17 protein-coding genes and 1 tRNA gene are annotated in these 19966 nt (G+C 65.2%); 11 read left to right on the top strand and 7 right to left on the bottom strand.

What is annotated here, in order from left to right; genetic code table 11:
* Nucleotides 1-3 precede the first annotated feature (3 nt).
* Together DX923_RS08940 and DX923_RS08935 are read right to left on the bottom strand one after the other, a co-directional pair.
* Complete coding sequence (locus tag DX923_RS08940; RefSeq protein ID WP_116114220.1) at nt 4-567, bottom strand: NUDIX hydrolase; 564 nt, start codon at nt 565-567, stop codon at nt 4-6.
* A gap of 14 nt (nt 568-581) precedes the next feature.
* A complete protein-coding gene (locus DX923_RS08935) occupies nt 582-2123 on the bottom strand; it encodes a zinc-dependent metalloprotease (protein WP_240322577.1) in 1542 nt (513 codons plus the stop codon).
* 101 nt (nt 2124-2224) lie between these two features.
* Between DX923_RS08935 and DX923_RS08930 the strand changes: the two genes are divergently transcribed.
* Nucleotides 2225-2662, top strand: coding sequence for a molybdenum cofactor biosynthesis protein MoaE (locus DX923_RS08930; protein WP_240322576.1), 438 nt, complete (start codon nt 2225-2227; stop codon nt 2660-2662).
* Nucleotides 2659-3741, top strand: coding sequence for a YlbL family protein (locus DX923_RS08925; RefSeq protein WP_116114216.1), 1083 nt, complete (start codon nt 2659-2661; stop codon nt 3739-3741). The genes DX923_RS08930 and DX923_RS08925 overlap by 4 nt, the downstream gene beginning before the upstream one ends.
* Before the next feature lie 4 nt (nt 3742-3745).
* Here DX923_RS08925 and DX923_RS08920 read toward each other — a convergent pair whose 3' ends face one another.
* Nucleotides 3746-4276, bottom strand: coding sequence for a PPA1309 family protein (locus DX923_RS08920; RefSeq protein WP_116116248.1), 531 nt, complete (start codon nt 4274-4276; stop codon nt 3746-3748).
* Nucleotides 4277-4411: 135 nt separating this feature from the next.
* Here DX923_RS08920 and DX923_RS08915 point away from each other — a divergent pair, with 135 nt between their 5' ends.
* From DX923_RS08915 to DX923_RS08905, 3 genes are all read left to right on the top strand, one after another.
* Nucleotides 4412-7573 (top strand): UPF0182 family membrane protein, encoded by a 3162-nt coding sequence (locus DX923_RS08915; protein WP_240322575.1) that lies wholly within the window; start codon nt 4412-4414, stop codon nt 7571-7573.
* A 194-nt stretch (nt 7574-7767) separates the two neighbouring features.
* Nucleotides 7768-7841: transfer RNA gene (locus DX923_RS08910), tRNA-Met, on the top strand.
* Nucleotides 7842-8153: 312 nt separating this feature from the next.
* Entirely contained in the window at nt 8154-8702 is a 549-nt protein-coding gene (locus DX923_RS08905; RefSeq protein ID WP_162872877.1) for a L,D-transpeptidase, read from the top strand.
* A gap of 44 nt (nt 8703-8746) precedes the next feature.
* Here DX923_RS08905 and DX923_RS08900 read toward each other — a convergent pair whose 3' ends face one another.
* Nucleotides 8747-9184, bottom strand: coding sequence for a hypothetical protein (locus DX923_RS08900; RefSeq protein WP_162872876.1), 438 nt, complete (start codon nt 9182-9184; stop codon nt 8747-8749).
* 248 nt (nt 9185-9432) lie between these two features.
* Between DX923_RS08900 and DX923_RS08895 the strand changes: the two genes are divergently transcribed.
* From DX923_RS08895 to DX923_RS08885, 3 genes are read left to right on the top strand one after another with little or no spacing between them, the layout of a single operon-like run.
* Nucleotides 9433-10884 (top strand): ferredoxin reductase family protein, encoded by a 1452-nt coding sequence (locus DX923_RS08895; protein WP_240322574.1) that lies wholly within the window; start codon nt 9433-9435, stop codon nt 10882-10884.
* Between the two features lie 14 nt (nt 10885-10898).
* Nucleotides 10899-11408: an FMN-binding protein gene (locus DX923_RS08890; RefSeq protein WP_116114208.1), complete on the top strand. Its 510-nt coding sequence runs from the start codon at nt 10899-10901 to the stop codon at nt 11406-11408.
* Nucleotides 11405-12193, top strand: coding sequence for an FAD:protein FMN transferase (locus DX923_RS08885; RefSeq protein ID WP_116114207.1), 789 nt, complete (start codon nt 11405-11407; stop codon nt 12191-12193). The genes DX923_RS08890 and DX923_RS08885 overlap by 4 nt, the downstream gene beginning before the upstream one ends.
* Nucleotides 12194-12429: 236 nt before the next feature.
* Here the strand turns inward: DX923_RS08885 and DX923_RS08880 are convergent, their stop codons facing one another.
* The 3 genes from DX923_RS08880 to DX923_RS16180 all read right to left on the bottom strand — a co-directional run bounded on the left by DX923_RS08880 (nt 12430) and on the right by DX923_RS16180 (nt 14809).
* On the bottom strand, nt 12430-13533 hold the full coding sequence (locus DX923_RS08880; protein ID WP_116114205.1) for a hypothetical protein: 1104 nt from the start codon (nt 13531-13533) through the stop codon (nt 12430-12432).
* A complete protein-coding gene (locus tag DX923_RS08875; protein WP_116114203.1) occupies nt 13530-14129 on the bottom strand; it encodes an AAA family ATPase in 600 nt (199 codons plus the stop codon). Before DX923_RS08875 ends, DX923_RS08880 begins: the two co-directional genes overlap by 4 nt.
* A 497-nt stretch (nt 14130-14626) precedes the next feature.
* Nucleotides 14627-14809 carry a hypothetical protein gene (locus tag DX923_RS16180; protein WP_162872874.1) on the bottom strand — a complete coding sequence of 61 codons (183 nt, stop codon included), beginning with the start codon at nt 14807-14809 and terminating at the stop codon, nt 14627-14629.
* Between the two features lie 1005 nt (nt 14810-15814).
* On the opposite strand from DX923_RS16180, the gene DX923_RS08860 reads away from it, so the two are divergent.
* The 3 genes from DX923_RS08860 (at nt 15815) to DX923_RS08850 (ending at nt 19946) form a co-directional block, all read left to right on the top strand.
* Nucleotides 15815-17230, top strand: a complete 1416-nt coding sequence (locus DX923_RS08860; protein ID WP_116114198.1) for an NAD(P)/FAD-dependent oxidoreductase — start codon at nt 15815-15817, stop codon at nt 17228-17230.
* Nucleotides 17231-17319: 89 nt separating this feature from the next.
* On the top strand, nt 17320-18597 hold the full coding sequence (locus DX923_RS08855; protein WP_116114196.1) for a M16 family metallopeptidase: 1278 nt from the start codon (nt 17320-17322) through the stop codon (nt 18595-18597).
* Nucleotides 18594-19946: a M16 family metallopeptidase gene (locus DX923_RS08850; protein ID WP_116114195.1), complete on the top strand. Its 1353-nt coding sequence runs from the start codon at nt 18594-18596 to the stop codon at nt 19944-19946. Before DX923_RS08855 ends, DX923_RS08850 begins: the two co-directional genes overlap by 4 nt.
* Nucleotides 19947-19966 lie beyond the last annotated feature (20 nt).

Below are 19966 nucleotides of genomic sequence, written 5' to 3'. Positions count from 1 at the left end.
GGGTCATCGATCCAGGTGGGGCAACATCTTCCGGCCGGCTCGGATGAGCTCGGACAGGTCGGCTGCTGCTGCGGGTGGGAGGTGGTCGACGTCGAACCAGCGGACATCGTGCGATTCGCTGCTGGTGAGCGGCCGGGCATCGGCGGGAGCCACGGCGGCGTACCGGACGTCGAGATGTTCCCTGCACCGTCCGAACGCGGCAGCGAGGGTGTGCGCGTCCAGATGGCAGGGGGTTTCGGAGAGGGTCAGGTCGGGAATCCCTGATTCTTCGAGGAGTTCGCGGTGCGCTGCGGCCCGCAGGCTCGGGTCGTCGGCGTCGATATGTCCGCCGAACTGGAACCAGGCGTCGGCCTTGCGGTGGTGGGTGAGCAGGATGCGTTGCCCGGTCGGATCGAGTACGAGACATCCGACCGTGAGGTGGACGGGCGGGCCGTCCTTGGCCGTCGCCCGGGGATGACGGTGGAGCTGGTCGAGGAAACGACGCCGAAGCCGTTCCTGGTCTGCCTCAGGGGCAGACCAGGAACGGAGGACCCGCAGGGCATCGCCGTGTGCAGGCAGGGAGTCCATCGGCGGTACGCAGGTCAGGAGCGTGGCGGGGTGTTTCCGCTGCCCGGGTCTTCTCCCTGGGAAGGCCTGTCATCCTTCTCCGGTTTGTCCTGGGGCGTCGACGCCTGTCCCGTCGAGGGTTTTCCCTCGGCAGCCGTTGTTGTGTCGGCCTCGGCGGCACCGAGGATCTGGGCGAGTGCGGCGTCGATCTCCCCACCGAGCCCACCGAGACCGTCGTCGCCTTCGGTGTTCCCTCCGCCGCAGGTGCGTCCCACGAAGCCGAGGATGTCGTCGAGGTCCGCAGCGGTCGGAGCTACGTCGGGGTGGGCCCAGACGCTGTCGCGGACGCTCTGTCCGCCGGTGCTCTCCAATGCGGAGAAAAGGTTCGCCGCGTCGCGGAGACGGCGCGGGCGCAGATGCAGGCCGACGAGTTCGCCGAAGATCGCTTCGGCGGGTCCGCCGGTGGCTCGGCGTCGACGGATGGATTCCGAGAGAGCTGCCGCCTGGGGCAGCCGACCTTCGCAGGCTTTCCCGGTGACGACGTCCACCCATCCTTCGGTGAGGGCCAGCAAGGTCTCCAGGCGTGCCAGTGCTGCTTTCTGGGCTTCGCTGGGGTCGGGGGAGAAGAGCGTCTTGGAAAGCGCCTGCTGCATGGCCTGGGGGTCACGCGGGTCGATCTCGGCGAGTTTGCGTTCGATGCCCTCGGTGTCGATGGTGATGTCTCGGGCGTAGGCCTCCACCGCGGCCAGAAGCTGGGACTCCAGCCAGGGGACCCCGCTGAACAGCCGGGTCCGGGCGCATTCACGCAGGGCCAGGTAGAGGCGTACCTGGGCGATGTCGACCTCCAGCCCTTCCGCGAGGGCTGCCACATTGGCAGGGATGAGGGCCACGGTCGGCGTGCTGAGCAGGGGGAGTCCGACCTCGGTGGCGGAGACGACGTCGGCGGCGAGCGTGCCGATCGCCTGTCCGGTCTGGACGCCGAACATGGAACTGCTCATCCGGGTCAGCATCGGTTCGAACTGGGAGATCATGGCGCTCAGATCGAAACCGGGAGGCATACCGGGGACCGTGGGGGGATTCTCTCCGGAGAACTGTTCGAGCTGCCCTCGGGTGGCGGTGACGACGGCCGTGTTGACCCCCTGAGCGACGGGGGAGACGATCTTGATCCAGCGGTCGAGGGTCCGGGTGACCCATTCACTGCGGCTCCAGGCCTGGGCCGGGGCGCAGGGGGAGTCCAGAGTGGTGGCCTGGGAGAGCCAGAGTTCGGCGATCTGAACGGCGTCGATGACCTCCCGTCGTTCGACGTCTCCTACGACCGGGTCGCCGTCGGCGGCAGCGGTTTGGCGGGCCATGTCGGCGCACAACTGGGTGTTGATGCCGTCGGCGGGGGCCTCTTCGAAGAAGGACCGTAGCTGTGCGGCGAGGGCACCCATCATGGCGGGATTGGACTGGTCCATCCCCATGGAGCGCATCGCCTCGGACATGGCGGGGTTGTTGGGGTCGCCGAGGAACTGTTGGAACAGCTGAGCGAAGTCCGGCTGGTCATCGCCGCCCGGGCGGCGGGGGGTATCGGACACGATGTCTCCTGACGCACCTGAGAAGATGGTTGTCTCCAGATAACCACGCTCGGCCTCGTGACGTTCCCTTGGGGCGTCCGCCCGGAAGGAATACTTCATCCGTGAGTAGCTCGTCCCTGTCCGCCCGTGTGGTGCGCGCGACTGTCGGTCCGGAACCGTCGCTGGCCGAGTCGGTTGCCGAGGTGGCCGATCCCCGAGCCGGTTGCGTGGCGACTTTCGTCGGTTGGGTCCGTGACCACGATCATGGTCGTGAGGTGGAGCGTCTGGAGTATTCGGCGCATCCGTCCGCTTCGCTGCGTTTGGCCGAACTCGCTGCCGAGGTGGCTCAGCGGCCTGGCCTGGTGGCGATCTCGGTGCAGCATGCCGTCGGCGATCTGCAGATCGGGGGTGTCGCCGTGGTGGCTGCGGTGTCCGCCGAGCACCGGGGGCAGGCTTTTGAGGCCTGCCATCTGCTGGTCGATCGGTTGAAGGCAGAGGTGCCGATCTGGAAGCACCAGATCTTCACCGACGGTGATGACGAGTGGGTGGGTATTCCATGAGCCGGTGGCTCCAGGGTGAAGAGCGTCGGGTCAGGGGGCTGTCGTCCCGGACGTGGACCTTCCTGGCCGCGGTGGTGACCGCGATCGTGGTCGTGGCCGGGGGCAGCCTGATCCATCCGCCGTACGTGCTCTTCCGCCCAGGCCCGGTGTACGACACCTTGGGTGAGATCAATGGCAAACCGGTGATCGAGGTCAAGGGCAGACAGACCTATAGGACCTCGGGCGAACTGTCGTTCACCACGGTGGCGCTCTACGGGGGGCGCGAGCGGGAGATCACGTTGTGGGATTACCTGGTGGCCCGATTCCAGCCGGGGACGGAGATCCGTCCGGTGGATGAGGTCTATCCGCGTGATGTGACGCGCAAGCAGATCCGTCAACAGACGCAGGCTCAGATGGCCGATGCACAGGCGGAGGCCAAGGTGGTGGCGCTGCGTGCGGCAGGTCTGCAGGTTCCGGAGAAGGTCACGGTGGCGGCCGTCCTGGAGGACGGGCCGTCGGCGAAGACTCTGGTCAAGGGGGACCAGATCGTTTCGCTGGAGGGAAAGGCGCTGTCCGGCGGAGCAGCTCTACGGGCTCGGATCCAGGAGCTGAAGGACGACGAGGCGCTTTCCTTGGTCGTCCTCAGGGCGGGTAAGGAAGTGCCGGTGTCGGTGTCCTCGGTGGCGAAGGACGGACGTCGGTTGATCGGGGTGGGCTTGTCCTCCATCTTCGACTTCCCGGTCGAGGTGTCGATCCATGCGGATGACGTGGGTGGTCCCTCGGCCGGGTTGATGTTCAGTTTGGGTCTGTACGACCGGTTGACGCCGGGTGAGCTCACCGGTGGCAAGCGGATCGCGGGAACGGGCACGATCGCCGAGAACGGGACGGTCGGCGCGATCGGTGGCATCCAGCACAAGATGCGTGGCGCACGCCAGGCCAAGGATGCGGAGTGGTTCCTGTCCCCGGAAGCGAACTGCTCTGCGGTACAGGGAAATATCCCTGACGGGCTGCGGGTGGTGAAGGTGGCGACCTTCGAGGCGGCCAAACATGCCGTGGAAGAGATCGCCGCAGGCCGCGGCGATGCTCTTCCCGGATGCTGAGGGGTCAGACCTGGAGGGTCGCGGCGAGCGCGGTGACCAGCTCGGGGGCGATGTCCTGACCGATGGCGACCTTGTCGTCGCTGTCATGGGGGCGTTGGCGCAGCAGGCAGGTGGACTCGCCGTCCCGGGTGACGGCGACGAGTAGCCGTACGTCGACGCGGTCAGGGTGTTCGGCGAGTGCTTGCGCGGCTTCGTCGGGGTCTTCGGGGAGATCGACTTCGGCCTCGGGTGGGACTACGAGTCGCTCGACGGCCATGGCGACCCCATCGACATCGGCGGGCCAGGCGAGCATGGCGAGGAAGTCCTCCAGTGGGTCGGCCGGAGGGAGGTCCTCCTGTTCGATGGCGGAGAGGGCTTCGTCGTCCAGGTTTTTGAGCTGATGGGCGAGGGCGGGCTCGGCGGCGAGGAGCTTGGCGGTGTCGACGAGAGCGAAGAGGCGGACCGGTTGGTCCCAGCCTGCGCCGGCGACATAGCGCTCGGTCTCGATGGCGCATTGGACGAGGGGCGGATGCACGTGTCGTAGAGAGGGGGTCACCCCTTCATCGTGCCGGATGATCACAGCTCGGTGGGAAACTCACTGTCGTATATGTACGTTGAGCACGTGAGCCCCGTAAGGTCGGGGTTGAGTGCCCGTTTTGTGCAGGTTTGACTGATCAGGATGGCGGTGGGCGTGAGTCAGCAGGGTTTCGACGGCGAACGCGGCTTCGTGCCGCGTGCGAGCGGGTCGGCTTCACCCGGTGGACCGTCGGGTGGTGACCAGGGCGGCTCGGGACGTCCGGGCGATGGCGACAAGAGTGGTGGAGGCGGTGGCTTCCGTTTCGGCTTCGGTGGTTTCGCCGGTGGGCCGGGAGCCGGTGGCTCCGGTTCCGGCGGGCCGCAGGGCCCACGTAAGCCGGGTTCGGGCGGTCCGCGGATGCCGCATCCACAGATGAAACCGTGGCGGCCTTCTCCGCTGGCGGTCACCGGTCTGGTGCTGGTCGTGGTGATGGCTCTGGCCGTCTTCGGCTCGTTCGTGTGGACGCAGTTGATGTGGTTCCAGAGCCTCGGGTACAGCAGCGTGTTCTGGACCCAAATAGGTTCTCAGGTAGCGCTCTTCCTCGGCGGGATGGTGATCGCAGGCGCTGTGGTGGCCTCCAGTCTGGTGCTGGGCTACCGGATGCGACCGGTCTATGCACCGGCTTCGCAGCGTGAGCAGGTCTTGGACCGCTACCGGGAAATGCTCGACCCGGTGCGCAAGGCCGCCATCGTGGCGGTGCCCTTGGTGCTGGGCGCTTTCGGGGGGTTGGCCGCGGCCAGCCAGTGGAAGGTCTTGTTGCTGTATCTGAACGGGCAGCCCTTCGGGAAGACCGACCCGACCTTCGGCAAGGACGTGGGCTTCTTCGTCTTCGACCTGCCCTGGTACCTCTTCCTGGAGTCCTTCTTCACGATGTCCTTGGTGCTGGCAGTGATGGCGGCTGTCGTGACGCACTATGTGTACGGCGGCCTGGCCGTTGGCGCCAATGGTGTGCACACCTCGAAGTCGGCGCGGGTCCATTTGGCCGTCTTGGCCGGTGCCTTCGTGCTGGTACGTGCGGTGGGTTACTGGTTGGATCGTTATCAGCTCGCGGTGACCTCCTCGAGTCGGATCACCGGTTTGCAGTACACCGAGGCGAATGCGGTGCTGTGGACGAAGGGCATCCTGGCAGGGGCCGCGGTGATCTGTGCGCTGCTCTTCCTGTCCTCCATCTGGACGCGTTCGTGGCGGTATCCGATGACCGGTCTGGGGATCCTGGTGGTGGTCTCCCTGGTCGTGGGCAATGCCTACCCGGCGGCGATCCAGGCGTTCAAGGTCAAACCGAGCGAGCAGTCGTTGGAGGCTCCTTACCTGCAGCACAACATCAATGCGACCCGGGCGGCCTACGGGCTGGACCAGATCGACCGGAAGCCTTACGAGGCCAAGAAGGTGCCGGACAAGGGTGGTCTTTCCGGCGATGCCGCGACAATCCCCGGCGTCCGGGTGGTCGACCCGATGGTGGTCAGTTCGACCTTCATGCAGTTGCAGGGTCTGCGCCGGTACTACCAGTTCCCGGACGTCCTGGACGTCGACCGGTACACGATCGACGGCAAGCGTCAGGACACGGTGATCGCGGCCCGCGAGTTGGACCTGGCCAGCGCGCCCTCGCGGAGTTGGGTGAACGACCACACGGTGTACACCCACGGGTACGGGCTGGTGGCGGCCTATGGCACGCAGCGGGATGCTCGTGGCGAGCCGGTGTTCTTCGCCAAGGACATTCCGATGGTCGGCAAGTTGGGCGAGTTCGAGCCGCGGATCTACTTCGGTGAGAAGACCCATACGTACTCGATCGTGGGTGAAGCTCCGGGTGTGCAGCCGCGGGAGCTGGACTACCAGTCGGACCAGGGAGAGTCCCGGACGACCTTCTCCGGCAACGGCGGGGTGAAGATGGACAACATCTTCAAGCGTCTGGCCTACGCGGTGAAATACCGCGAGTACAACATCCTGCTCTCCGAGCAGGTGGGTGACCATTCGGTGATGTTGGACCATCGCACGCCGAAGGAGCGCATCGAGCGGGTCGCTCCGTGGCTGACCCTGGACGGCAACCCCTATCCGGCCGTGGTCGACGGTCGCGTGCAGTGGATCGTCGACGGGTACACGACGAGTGCGCACTACCCGTACAGCCAGTTGCAGTCGATTGACACGGCCACCACGGATGCGGTGACTCGGTCGCGGCAGTCGGTGCAGGAGATCCGGGCCGGGCAGGTGAACTACATCCGTAACTCGGTGAAGGCCACTGTCGATGCCTACGACGGTTCGGTGAAGCTGTACGCCTGGGACGACCAGGACCCGATGTTGAAGGCGTGGTCGTCGGCTTTCGGCGGGACGGTCAAGCCGATGAACGAGATCTCGGGTGCGCTGATGAGCCACTTGCGTTACCCGGAGGACATGTTCAAGGTCCAGCGTGAGCTGTTGTCCCGCTATCACGTGACCGATGCCTCGGCCTTCTACTCGGGTAGCGACTACTGGAAGGTGCCGACGGACCCGACCGCTGCGGACCAGAAAGCGGGTCAGCCGCCGTACTACCTGTCGATCGGGATGCCGGGGCAGAAGGATCCGGCGTTCTCGTTGACGACCTCGTTCACTCCGGCAGGTGAGAACCGTCAGTTCCTCACCGGGTTCCTGGCAGTCGATTCCGATGCCGGGGACGAGAAGGGTAAACGTCGGGACGGCTACGGCAAGATGCGGCTGCTGGAGCTGCCGGCGAATACGAACATCATGGGCCCGGCGCAGGTGCAGAACCAGATTTCGACGAGTAATCAGAACTCGACGGACTTCTCGGTGACCTTGAGTCAGTTCATCAACCTGAACCAGGGTGGTTCGACGGCGCAGAAGGGCAACCTGCTGACCTTGCCGGTCGGTGGCGGTCTGCTCTACGTGCAGCCGATCTACATCAGCGGCAAAGCGGGGACGTCGTATCCGTTGAACCAGGCGATCGTGGTCTCCTTCGGGGACAAGTTGGCTTGGGGCGCGACCTTGGAGTCGGCGTTGAACCAGCTGTTCGGTGGTGATTCGGGGGCGAAGACGGACCAGCCGGCGCCGTCGACCCCGGGTAAGCCGCCGACCGACAATACGCCGCCGAATCCGTCTGCGGAGTTGAAGGCTCTGCTGGCTGAAGCTCAGAAGGCCTATTCGGAGGGCCAGGAGGCGCTGAAGAAGGGCGACTTCACGGCCTATGGCACCGCGCAGAAGAAGCTGCAGGAGGCGATCGAGAAGGCGACGAAGACCTCGGGCCAGCTCCCGAGCACGCCTGAGGGGACTCCGCCTGCGGGCAAGTGACAGACAGGCAGGTTTCGGGCCGGGTGGTGTTTTACCACCCGGCCCGTCCTGTTGTTCGGGCTTTTTTCGGGGTTTTGGGTCAGAGCAGGGGCGATGCCCGCACTAGGAGTGATGTTGAATTTCCTTGGTAGACAGCAATTCTCCGTCAATTTGGACGGGCGCCCCGACCTTTGCTAAGCTAATGAACATACCGACGCGGGGTGGAGCAGCTCGGTAGCTCGCCGGGCTCATAACCCGGAGGTCGCAGGTTCAAATCCTGCCCCCGCTACTCAGTGAGTAGTGACGAAGGGCCCCCAGCTTATAGCTGGGGGCCCTTCGTCTATTTCAGAGGGGTGCCTCTGGTCCTGGGGAGCAGGGCCCAGGCTTCCCGGATGCGTGCAACCGTCGACCCTGATGACCCGCACTGACCCATGAAATGCGGACAACCTTGATTGGCAACGTATTTCAAAAGGGATACGAGTCCTGGTCGCTCCTTGGGCGATGGCGCGCAGGTGTTACCGTCGAAGCACGAGGTGATCTCCATCCGCAACCAGTGACAGAGGCCGGTCCGCCGGCACGGCACACGATCATGAGGGGCGTCATGACCATTCGTACCGCGTTGCGCACACTCGCTGTCGCCGGACTGACCATCGCCATCAGCGGACTCGGTGCCGGCTCCTCCCGAGCTGCAGCGCCCGAGCTCGGACAGCACGATGTCCGGGCGCTTTCCGTCGACCGGCCGGTGGCACCCGCTGCACCGGCCAGTGAGATCCCGGCGATCTGCAAGCAGAAGAAGAACATCGTCTGTGCGTCCTTGGCCGAACGAACGCTGCGCTACTTCGAGAACGGCGAGGAGCAACTGTCCACCCCGGTCATCTACGGCCGCCCGGGTTACGAGACCCCGAAGGGCACCTGGCAGATCACGGCGAAGACACCTGACCAATGGTGGTCCTACCCGTACAAGGTCTACATGCCCTGGGGAATGAAGTTCGACCCGAAGGTCGGGCTCTACATCCACTACTCCTCGGGTTTCGCCCTGAACAGCGACAGCTATGTCGGCAGCCATGGGTGTATCCAGACGCGAGACTGGGAAGTCACCAAAAAGCTGTACGACCGGGCCGTAGTGGGTACCACGGTGCACGTCTACTGAGCGGTCGGTCGTCCTGCCCCGACGAAGGGCAGAACGACCTGATCTCAGCGCTTCTTCCAGGTGGCACAGTCCCGGGTCTCGAAGAAAGCATCCGTCTTCTGAATGGTGACGACAGTGCGCCCCTTCTTCACATGATTGGTGATGAGCGGGTCCGGTGAATCTTTTCCAGTGAGCCGGGCCGCGTAACACATCGTTCCCGGAGCGGTCTCCGAGACGTACGTTCCGGGCTGGATGTCGACACCGACCTGGAAACGGCCGGTCCCCGGGATCGTCCCCGGCTCGATCGCCGGTGTGCTGGTGGCCGAGGTGGACGGACTGGCCGATGAGGTGGCCGAGGTACTGCTGGACGTGGTGCCCGGTGCGGCCGCCTCCGGAGGCTTACCGTTCCCGCACCCGGTCAGGTGCATCCCGAGGACGACGACGACCGCAGTGGTCACCGCCCGGCCGACGAGCTGTTTCTTCTGCATCTGGGGCCTTTCCACGACCTGTCCGTTCGGGGCTGCCCGGGGAAGGCCGGGGAGCTCGCTCGCGGTCTAGCTCAGACCGGCGAATCATGAGTCTAGGGAACTATTTTCGATGTCGTGGTGAGATCGACGATGTCGTTGGGATGTCGAGGGCAGGCTCACTTGAGCTGCCGCCCCACTTTCACAGGCGCACCACAGCCAGAGAAAAAACTCCTGACGGGGATCCGACCGATTCTGTTGACATGACCCCCATGGCACCTCCGCTCGTGAATGAGACGACAGCCGTCACCGCGGGGCAACCGGGGGAGAACCTGCTCGGCGTGTTCCCGGTCAATGCCGGCCGTTCGGCGACCCGGCTATCGACCCCGCACATCCCTCGATGGTGGTCGGCCTGCGCAGTAGCAGCGATATGGGTAAGTCTGGCGTTCGTCCTGTGGCTGTGGTGGGCGAACGGCGGGGTCGGCAGAGCAACCTCAGCAGCCGAAGGCTGGACCTCCATGGGACGGCTCACCGGGTTGCTCTCCGCAGATCTCCTGCTCATTCAGCTACTGATGATCGCTCGGATACCTGCGGTGGAAAAAGCTTTCGGTCAGGATGTGCTGACCCGGGGCCACCGGGTGGTCGGTCTCGGTTCCTTCGCCTTGATGATGGCTCATCTAGGGATGATCCTCTTCGGGTATGCGGGGGCGTCCTGGTCACTGCTCTGGAAGACCACGGTCGACGTGGTCGTCGAGATGCCGGCGATGCTGTTGGCAACGCTCGGGACGGTGGCCCTGTGCCTGGTGGTTCTGTCCTCGGTGCGGGCTGCTCGCCGCCGGATGCGTTACGAATCATGGCATCTGATTCACCTGTATGCCTACCTCGGGTGTTTTCTCGCGTTGCCGCATCAACTGTGGGCCGGAGCGGATTTCCTGTCCTCCCCGGTGGCCACCGTGTACTGGTGGACTCTCTGGGTAGTTGCGGCGCTCTCCGTGCTCCTGTTCCGGGTAGGGCTGCCGGTCATGCGTAATCTGCGTCACCGGCTGGTCGTCACCGAGGTGAGTGCTTCAGCGGGAGGAGTGACCACGGTGACCATGACCGGCCGAGAGCTGGAACGGTTGCCTGTCGTCGGCGGGCAGTTCTTCCTGTGGCGGTTCCTCGACGGGCCCGGGTGGACCCGCGCGCACCCCTACTCGTTGTCCGCTGCACCTGACGGGCGCTCCCTGCAGATCACTGTGGCAGGCGTAGGTGACGGCGCCAGACGTCTGGCGACTCTGCGAACAGGCACTCGGGTCCTGATCGAAGGTCCCTACGGTCGCCTTCACGAAGGTGTACGTCGTCGCCGGCCGGCGTTGTTGATGGCTGCCGGAATCGGTATCGCCCCGATGCTCTCCCTGTTGGAGTCGTTGTCCTTGCAGCCTGGGGAAGCCACGGTGATCTACCGGGTCGGCGATCTGGGCTCCGCGGCTCTTCTGCCACAGCTGCACGCAGCGGTGACCGAGGCCGGGGCAGAGCTGTTCCTTCTGGAAGGCAATAGGGTTCATGGGCGGCGCTCATGGCTTCCCGAGAGTTGGCAGGAGATCTCCGACGTAGACGCCCTGACCCGTCTGGTCCCGCAGGTTGCCGCGCACGACATCTTTGTCTGCGGTGCAAAGGCCTGGATGGACGCTGTGGAGAAGGCAGCTCTCCAAGCCGGGGTTCCATCCGCCCATATCCACAGCGAACGTTTCACCGACTGACGAGGACCTCAGCCATGAACCGATGGGACCCGAATCTGCGGAATCCCGCCGCGGTAGCCGAACCGGGAAGATTACGTCGCAACCTGTTTGTCGGAGTGAGTACGCTGTCCGCCGTGGCCCTGGCTTTCGGCTATCACACCAGCCTTGAAGCGCGCAGCGCAGGCGCTGCAGGTTCCGGGGGAGGACCGACCGGTCCGCGGTTGCCCGGTTCCGGAGCCTCGGCAACAGCGCCTCCGGTCACGTTGAAGGACGGGACCTACACGGGCGGTGCCAACCGGACCAGGTACGGGGACGTCCAGGTGCAGATCGTCGTGTCCGGCGGGAAGATCACCAGCTCGAAGACCTTGGCCCACCCGAACAGCAGCGCGAAGGACCAACGGATCAATTCTCGGGCCGTCCCGCAGTACGACGCGGCCGTAGTGCGAGCCCAGTCTGCGGAGATCGACGCAGTATCCGGAGCGACGGTCACCTGGGACGGCTACCGGGGGTCGCTCCAATCAGCGATCGACCAGGCTCGGGCATGAGAACCGACCCTGCGGATCTGCCGGTTCTGCCCGTCCCGGGGTCGCCGCATCCGTATGTCGCCGCGCAGGTACGTCGGCTCATGGGAATGCCGGTGAGTATCCACATGCGCGGGCCGGATCCGCGCTCTCCACGCGTGAGCACAGCTGTCGACGAGGCCTACGCAGAATTGGCCAGGATCGAAGCAACCTTCAGCGTGTGGCGCGTCGACAGCGAACTGTCCCGGCTGCGTCGTGGGGAGCTGGTCTGGGATGACTGCAGTCCGCAGATGCACGAGGTGGCGGCGCTGTGCGAGCACTACCGCCAAGCCACTGCGGGGTTTTTCTCCGCGCTCCTCCCCGAGGAGACGACCGGAGAACTGTCCTACGACCCGACTGGGCTGGTCAAGGGTTGGGCAGTCGCCCGAGCTGCAGCACATCTCGCTGCTGTGGAAGGTCACGCCTACTGTCTCAACGCGGGTGGCGATCTCATGGTGGGCGGGACCGATGAGTCGCTCGGAGGCGGGCGCCCCTGGCGGCTCGGGATCGCGGACCCGGACGTTTCCGGACAGCTCGTCGAGGTCGTCGAGCTCTACGCCGGTGCTGTGGCCACGTCCGGCTGTTCCGCGCGAGGGGCGCACCTGGTGGATCCTGTGACCGGGAACAGGCCATGGCGTCGTGGGTCGGTGAGTGTCATCTCGCCGGACATCGTCGAGGCCGATGCCTGGGCGACCGCTCTTTTCGTGGGTCCGGCGGGTCTGGAGAGGGAACTGCTCGCTATGCCAGGTCGTCAGGTCATCTGGCAGTGACCTGGCCGAGTCCCCGATGGGGGCCTTCGCCGCCGCCGGGGAAAAGACACTCAGGCGGACTCCCAGAACAGGGACATCAGAGCGCGGACCGCGTAGATATTTAGCGCCGGTCACCCCAGGTTGGACCGCTTGATATCGGCGAACCCTTCGGCCCGGAAGGTGGTGTGCTGGCCATCGGACGCCGACCACGGCGCAGCAACCTGCTGAGCGGGAGACTCATCCGGCATGGTAAAGCCCTACGCCCGCAGTGCTTCACGACTCCTTCCGATGACGCTGCCTGCCATCACCGCCACGGCCGCCCAGCAGATGGCGGCTAGCGCGAAGAGCGGCGGCTGCTCGAACCAGCCTGCGTTGTCCCCGACGAATCCCCACAGCCCGGTGAGGAAGATGGCGACGGACGTCGAGATCCACATCGAGCCGGGTGACGAGTCGGAATAGGGGACGAGAACACCACCGAGCCACCCGTTGGACCCTGCAACCAGCACGGTCAGCAGCGTCGATGCGTAGACGGGGCCCGATGCCGAACCGTGGGAGATGACCAGCGGAGCGATCATCGCGAGGGGCAAGGTCAAGACAGCTGTTGCGGCGAGCTGGGGCAGGATCCACGCTCCTCTCGTGCGAGTCGTGGAACGGCTCATCCACTGTGTCGACAGACTCCGGCCATAGCTGCTCTCGGAGAGCACCGCGAGAAGACAGGCGAGGACCATCGCCAGGAGGGGGCCCACCGATAGCCGTGCCATCTCAGGTAGGAGGGCAGCCGCGGGGACGAGCACGAGGAATAGGACGACATTGGCCACGACGACGGGATGCCGCAACGTGCTCATGACCTCGGCCATAGCCAGCGCCGCCATCTGGCCACTCAGGGGGAGGCCGTCAGGTACACGTCCCCAGTGGAATCCGACTGACGTCATCCCGACCGGGCGGCGCGCATTGACGGCCGCGCTCCGCGCGGCGGAACCGTTGCCTCGGGTCGCCAGCTCGGTCAGAGTCTCTGCCCAACGCCAGCATGCGACGGTCACGACAAGACCTACGAGTGACGACAGCGCGCAGGCTGCCACGAACGCGACCGGGTCCGGGAGGCTGCCGCTCAACACAGCGGCCAAAGGGACCGCCCAGCCCCCGAGGGCGAGGGCACCCACCATCGTCACAACCGCTACCGTCGCATCGAACGCCATGGTGACTGTCGAGCGGCGTCCTCCGGTGATGCCGACGTTCCAGGCGACGGCCCCGGCCCCGGAAAGGACCACAGCGAGCCGCCAACCGTGCAGCCCGGTGCGCAGCCGAATGGCGTTCCGCCACTGCAGGACGAGGGCTTTGACGACCCACCGGCCAGGACTCATCGGACAACCTCGCTCCGGCCCGCGTCGTCCGCGATGAGCTGTAGCTCCTGCGGTGCCAGGCCTAGCAGCCCGGCAAGGGCTTCGCTCGCCGCGCGTGTCGACTCCTCCAGGCCCGTGATGCGCAGGAATGAGTCCTCAAGCGTCTCGCCTGCCGATACGAGCTGCTGGACGGGGCCAGACGCAACCACCCGTCCGTGGTCAAGGATGAGGAGATCGTCGCAATAGCGTTCCGCCACCAGCAGGTCGTGCGTGGAGAGAATGACGATTCTGCCCGCTGCCCGCTGGTGCTGGATGAGCCGGGTGATCAGCGAGCTGCTCTCGGGGTCCAGCCCGCGCAGCGGTTCGTCGAGGACGAGTACCTCCGGGGAACGCAGGAGTGCCCCCAGAAGAGAGATCTTGCGACGCATCCCGTGGGAATACTGCTCCCAGCAGACGGTCCAAGGCCTCCCTGAGACGCACTGCCTCGGCCATGACTTCGAGCCGTTCGGGCCCAGAAGACCGAGCACCCGGCCGCCCCGGATCTCGACGTCCACGGCATCGACGCCGAGAGTTTTTCCATACATCTTCGAGACGCTTTCAAGCGAAAGCTTCAGCACGATCTCTCCTCACCCTTGATCAGCACCCCGGGCTGTGATGCTCCTGATGCCTTCTACGAGATTTTGATGGTCCCGGCAGGGTGGTAGAAGCGCTGCACAATGGACCAGGAACGGGAGCCCAAGAAGCCGGAAGGGCAAGGGTGCCGCGAACATGATCACGCAGCCCGTCAAGGTTGCACCCAACGGTCCAGCCAGGCTAACGAACGCCCCACGCAGTCCGGGATACAGATCACTGACGATGGCAACTCCCAACGTCCGCACCTCGACTCCCCGAATCCTGTTCGAAGGCATCGCCCACACGTGCCCGAACTCATGCGTCAGCACCGAGAACACGCCGCACCACGGCAGGAGTGCGGCCACGAGCGCGACCTCTGGCACGCCCAGTGCGCGGAACGGTAACGTCGCGATGAAGAATGTCAGCGAGGTAGCAGCGCATAAGGGGCCCCATTGCCTCAGTACCTCGTAAACGAGGGCACGAGTAGCGGCAGACTTAGACACTACGAGCGGGCAGAGCGGGCTGCGGCCGCCGCGACAAACACCGCCGACACCACGAGAGGCACCACGAGGATTCCGATCCCGGTCGATGCCTCGAACCCGTGCGCACCATTGGTGATGCCGATGAGCCCAGGGATGGAAGTCGCTCCTTCGCGCCCGAGAGCCACCATCAAGGTGAAGCCCATAGCAAGCGCGGTTATTATGAATCCTGTGATAAGGCCCATAATAAGGGCCATCACAACACTTTTCTTCATTGCGCACACTTCCATAAGTAAGTTCATGATCTATGCGGTGACCATTGACACTATCGCCGATTCCTGTAGGTGAGCCACGGGGGTGGGGGCCGTTCCAGGGCGCTCGGACCAGGCCTGCTGGAGGGCCCCCACCGCCGTCAGCAGGGGTTATGGAATCCGGCAGGCAACCTTCTGCTCCCAAACCCTCCAGCCGTTCGTGGTTATCCACTCGAAGCTGCAACCCTTGCTCATGCAGAATAGGATGGCGCCCGCAGCAAGAGTCATCGCCAAGACAAGCTAAGGGCGGTTTAAGCCAACAGCATCGTTAATCATCTCCTTTGGCGAGAAACTTACGGGAACACCGGGTTGATGTGCTTGCGATTGGCCGTCGTCGATCAGAAATTTACACCCTTTATGACCGGATTGGTGGAGGAATGATATTTTTTGTGGGTTGGCGGCTCGGTTTTCGTTGACTTTCCGTGACCAGCAGAGAAGGCGTGTCATAGCGAAAGGAGACGGCGTGTCGCAGTGAAAGAAATGCGGTCCTCGCATCAAGCTTCGTTGTCGACCACAATCCAGGTCTTCTGGGCTGACTTTGCTGGCCAGACCCTCGAAACCCTCGCGGGGCTGCCCCGCGGACCGATGGTGCCCGCGCCCGCCCCGGGGGACGAGGCGACGGAAGATCCGTCGAATCGACCTGTCCACGTAGCTAGGTCAGATGGGACCCCAAGGTCCCTGGACACAAAGCGGCACCAGGGGTAAGACGTCCTGAATCACGCGCATAGACTGGGCCTTGCCTCTTGTCGCGCTCACCGGGGTGGGGATGAACGCCACCGCACGGAGACGAAGCCGACCGCAGAGCGCACAGGGCCGTGTGGATCACTGCGGCTGCGCTCATCTCTTCCGAAACTTCTGTGGTGAGAGCGGCATCACCAGATTTTCCCGACGAGGAGAACCATGCGCGACGGACGTGACCGCACCACTGCCAAGCAGCGGGTTGTCGTCATCGGCTCAGGCTTTGCCGGGCTGTTCTCGACCAAGGCTTTGAAGACTGCGGACGTCGAGATCACGATGATCGCGGACACCGGCCAGCACCTCTTCCAGCCCTTGCTGTACCAGGTGGCCACCGGGATCCTGTCCGAAGGACAGATCGCACCGCCCACCCGGGCGATCCTGCGTCGTCAGCGCAATGCGACCGTGCTGCACGGGTTGGTCACCGAGATCGACGTCGAGAACCGGGTCGTCTCCTCCCGGTTCCACGACAAGGAGACCCGCACTCCCTACGACGTCCTGATCCTGGCAGCCGGGGCCGGGCAGAGCTACTTCGGCAATGACCACTTCGCCACCTATGCCCCCGGCATGAAGACCCTCGACGACGCCCTCGAACTGCGCAGCCGGATCTTCGGCGCCTTCGAACAAGCCGAACTCGAAGAAGACCCGGAGGTCCGCGAGCGCCTGATGACCTTCGTGGTCGTCGGTGCCGGCCCGACGGGGGTCGAGATGGCCGGGCAGATCCGGGAGTTGGCGAGCACCACCCTCGCCGGGAACTTCCGCCGCATCAATCCCTCCGACGCCCGCGTGCTGCTCGTCGACGGCGCAGCGCAGGTGCTGCCTACCTTCGGTGACCGGCTCGGCCAGGTCACCCGGAAGGAGCTGGAGAAACTCGGGGTCCAGGTGCAACTCGGCGTCATGGTCACCGATGTCGATGCCACCGGTGTCGTCGTCAAACACCAGGACGGCAGGCTCGAACGCATCGAGAGTATCTGCAAGGTGTGGGCAGCCGGAGTCCAAGGGAACCCGCTGGGTCGACATGTCGCCGAACAGGTCGGTGCGCAGACCGACCGTTCCGGCCGGGTCCTCGTACAGCCCGACCTGACGCTGGCCGGACACCCCGAGATCTTCGTCGTCGGTGACCTGATGTCCGTCCCCGATGTGCCCGGCGTCGCCCAAGGGGCCATCCAGTCCGGCCGATTCGCCGCCGACCGTATCCGCGAGTACCTCGCCGCGGCCGGCGCGGGCCGTGACCCGCGCCCGGCGACCTTCTCCTATCACGACAAAGGTTCCATGGCCACGATCAGCAAGTACAAGGCCGTGGTCTCCGTGGGGCACCTCCGTCTGTGGGGATTCCCGGCCTGGGTCGCGTGGCTGGTGCTCCACCTGCTCTACATCACCGGCTTCAAACAGCAGCTGGCGACGCTGCTGCGCTGGTTCATCACCTTCATCGGCAGCGGCCGTGCTGAACGGGCCACCACCAACCAGCAGATGGTCGGCCGGCTCGCGATGGGGCGTCTGGGCTCCCGGACCAGCGGACGGCTCATCCGCGGGGAAGAGATCCCGGCACCTGCTCCGCAGGACAGGACCGACCGCTCCTGAAGCCTCGGGGTGGTGGATCGGAGGACTCCGGTGATCCACCACCCCACCGGGTGACGGATCACTCACCCCTCTGAGGTTAGGGTGAGGGAATGCCGCTCGCCTATGACATCGTCGACCGGACACTCCCCAACGGGCTCCGCGTCGTCGTCAACGAGGATCACAGCGTTCCCACGGTGGCGGTGAACATCTGGGTGAGAGTGGGCTCACGTCACGAACCACCGGGTAAGACAGGCTTCGCGCATCTCTTCGAACACCTCATGTTCCAGGGGTCCCGGCAGGTGTCCTGCGGAGAACACTTCGCCACGCTCATGGCGCACGGTGCGCGACTCAATGCCACCACCTGGTTCGACCGGACGAACTATTTCGACACCGTCCCCAGCGGAGCCTTCGAACTGGCTTTGTGGATGGAAGCCGACCGCCACGGATGGTTGCTCGACGCGGTGAACCAGGAGAACCTGGACAACCAGCGCGATGTCGTCAAGGAGGAGAAACGCCAGCGGTACGACAATGCTCCCTACGGCAATGCGTTGAACCACCTGTACGGTCTGATCTTCCCCGACGGCCACCCCTATCAGCATCCGACCATCGGGTCGATGGCCGACCTGGACGCGGCCACCCTCGAGGACGTCCACGCCTTCTACCGGCACTGGTACGTTCCGGGGAATACGGTGCTCACCATCGCCGGTGATGTCACCGCTGACGAGGCCTTCCACGCTGCGGAACGCTACTTCGGGGTCATCCCCTCCGGAGAGATCCCTGAACAGCCGGTCGCCGACCCGCTCGGCCCGCTGTCCGCCCCGGTCCGGGGTGAATGGACCGAGGCCGTGCCTTCCGAGCGGTTGTACATCGGGTTCAGGCTGCCCCCTGATCACACCGCCGAGTACCTCGCTGCCTCTTGTGCGATGGACTGTCTGGGCGGGCTGAGTATCTCCCGGCTGGAACGAGCACTGGTCCGCGACGAAGAATTCGCCGATTTCGTCTCGGCAGGCAGCCTGGGCCTCCTCGACGGGGTCTCCCTGGGGTATCTGGTCGTCCAGGCTGCGGAGGGGGTCGACCTCGACCGCCTCGAGGCCCGTCTGTGCGAGCTGGTCGCCGACTTCGCCGAGCAGGGGCCCACTCCGATCGACATGGAAGCGGTCCTGGCCCAGAGCGAACGTAGCTGGCTGTCCGGGCTGGCCTCGTTGGAGGAACGAGCCGACACCATCGGCCAGTACACCTGCCTCCACGACGACCCCCACGCCGTGAACACCTACCTCGACCGGCTCTCCTCCGTCACCGCAGACCAGGTCCGAGATGCCGCCCGGGCCTGGTTGCGCCCCGAATGCCGCGCCGTCGTGGCCGTCCGACCGCAGGGAGAAGACGCATGACCGTCCAAGGACCGCCCCGTCCATCTGTCGCCCCGGCAGCTGCCTGGACCTTCCCGGTGCCGCAGAGCGCCGACCTCGACAACGGTGCCAGGCTCCTGGTCTACGACACCCCCGGACAACATGTCTGGTCGATCCGCGTCGTCGTTCCGGCTCCCCTCGCAGGGGAGCCACGACACATCGAAGGCGTCGGCACCATCATGGCGCGGGTGCTCGACGAGGGAACCCACGCCCATGACGCCGAGCAGATGGCCGAACTCCTGGAAAGGCACGGCATCGCCTTGGCTGCCGGAGTGGGGGAGCGCGGGCTGATCGTCGAGATGGACGTCACCCGTCGGCACGCCCGCCCTGCCCTGGAGCTGCTCGCCGAGGTCCTGACCTCGCCGACCTTCCCCGAACAGCAGGTCCGTCGGCATGTACGCACCCGGCTCTCGGAGGTCGAACAGGAGCTGAACCACCCGGGGCAGCGAGCTGCGCTGGCCTTCGCCAACTCCTTCTACGCTGAGGACGATCGGCTTTCCCGACCGACCGGCGGAAGCGCGCAGACCGTTTCCCGGATCACTCGGGAAGATGTCATCGCCTATCATGCGGCGGTCGTGCGACCTGCCGGGGCAGTGGTCGTCGTCGCCGGCGATATGACGGATTTCGCGATCGAGGACGAAGTCAGATCGGCCTTGGGCGGCTGGTCGGGGGAGAGCGCTGCGCCGGTTCCTGTTTCTTCCGTGCCGCGACCGGAACGCAGCCGGATCGTCCTGGTGGACCGGCCCGGCAGTGTGCAGAGCGAGCTGTACGTCGGCTGCTCAGGCCCTACCCGTACGGTGGCCGGGGGATGGGCACCGTATCCGGTGCTGAGCTATGTCCTGGGCGGAAGCCCCCACGCACGGATCGACGCACTGCTGCGGGAGGAGAAGGGGTACACCTACGGGATGAGGTGTGCTTTCCGTCCCCGTCGGGGATCGGGACTCTTCGTCGCCAGCGGGTCGGTGCGTACCGAAGTCACCGCTGACGCCCTGCACCTGCTCATCGGTATCCTCGACGCCGGACAGGAGGGCTTCGAGGCGGACGAGGTCCAGTCCGGGGTGGACTATCTGTGCCGGACGGCTCCGGGGCGGTATGCCACGGCTGACGCCGTCGCGGACGAGGCGGCCTCACGGGCCATGGAAGGGCTGACCACCGCGCACACCACCGAGGTGTTGCAGGACATGCGCACGCTGACTCCCGAACGGTTGACCGGGGCCTATCTCGCTCATGTCGATGGTCTCTGGACTGCGGTGATCGTGGGGGACGCTTCTGTCCTGACCGGGCCCTTGGAAGAACTGGGCCTGGGCGACGTGGAGATCCTGGCTGGATGATCCGGTTCCTGCGGTTCCGG

Source organism: Austwickia chelonae (genome assembly GCF_003391095.1).
Classification (GTDB): Bacteria; Actinomycetota; Actinomycetes; order Actinomycetales; family Dermatophilaceae; genus Austwickia; species Austwickia chelonae_A.
The sequence above is the reverse complement of the archived record's forward strand: the minus strand, read 5'-3'. Positions and strand labels throughout refer to the sequence as shown.

Bases quoted from the DNA above. Each gene is read 5' to 3' on its own strand.
- DX923_RS08940 (WP_116114220.1), bottom strand. From the start codon at position 567: ATGGACTCCCTGCCTGCACACGGCGATGCCCTGCGGGTCCTCCGTTCC.
- DX923_RS08925 (WP_116114216.1), top strand. From the start codon at position 2,659: ATGAGCCGGTGGCTCCAGGGTGAAGAGCGTCGGGTCAGGGGGCTGTCG.
- DX923_RS08905 (WP_162872877.1), top strand. From the start codon at position 8,154: ATGACCATTCGTACCGCGTTGCGCACACTCGCTGTCGCCGGACTGACC.
- DX923_RS08890 (WP_116114208.1), top strand. From the start codon at position 10,899: ATGAACCGATGGGACCCGAATCTGCGGAATCCCGCCGCGGTAGCCGAA.
- DX923_RS08885 (WP_116114207.1), top strand. From the start codon at position 11,405: ATGAGAACCGACCCTGCGGATCTGCCGGTTCTGCCCGTCCCGGGGTCG.
- DX923_RS08880 (WP_116114205.1), bottom strand. From the start codon at position 13,533: ATGAGTCCTGGCCGGTGGGTCGTCAAAGCCCTCGTCCTGCAGTGGCGG.
- DX923_RS16180 (WP_162872874.1), bottom strand. From the start codon at position 14,809: ATGGGCTTCACCTTGATGGTGGCTCTCGGGCGCGAAGGAGCGACTTCC.
- DX923_RS08860 (WP_116114198.1), top strand. From the start codon at position 15,815: ATGCGCGACGGACGTGACCGCACCACTGCCAAGCAGCGGGTTGTCGTC.
- DX923_RS08855 (WP_116114196.1), top strand. From the start codon at position 17,320: ATGCCGCTCGCCTATGACATCGTCGACCGGACACTCCCCAACGGGCTC.
- DX923_RS08850 (WP_116114195.1), top strand. From the start codon at position 18,594: ATGACCGTCCAAGGACCGCCCCGTCCATCTGTCGCCCCGGCAGCTGCC.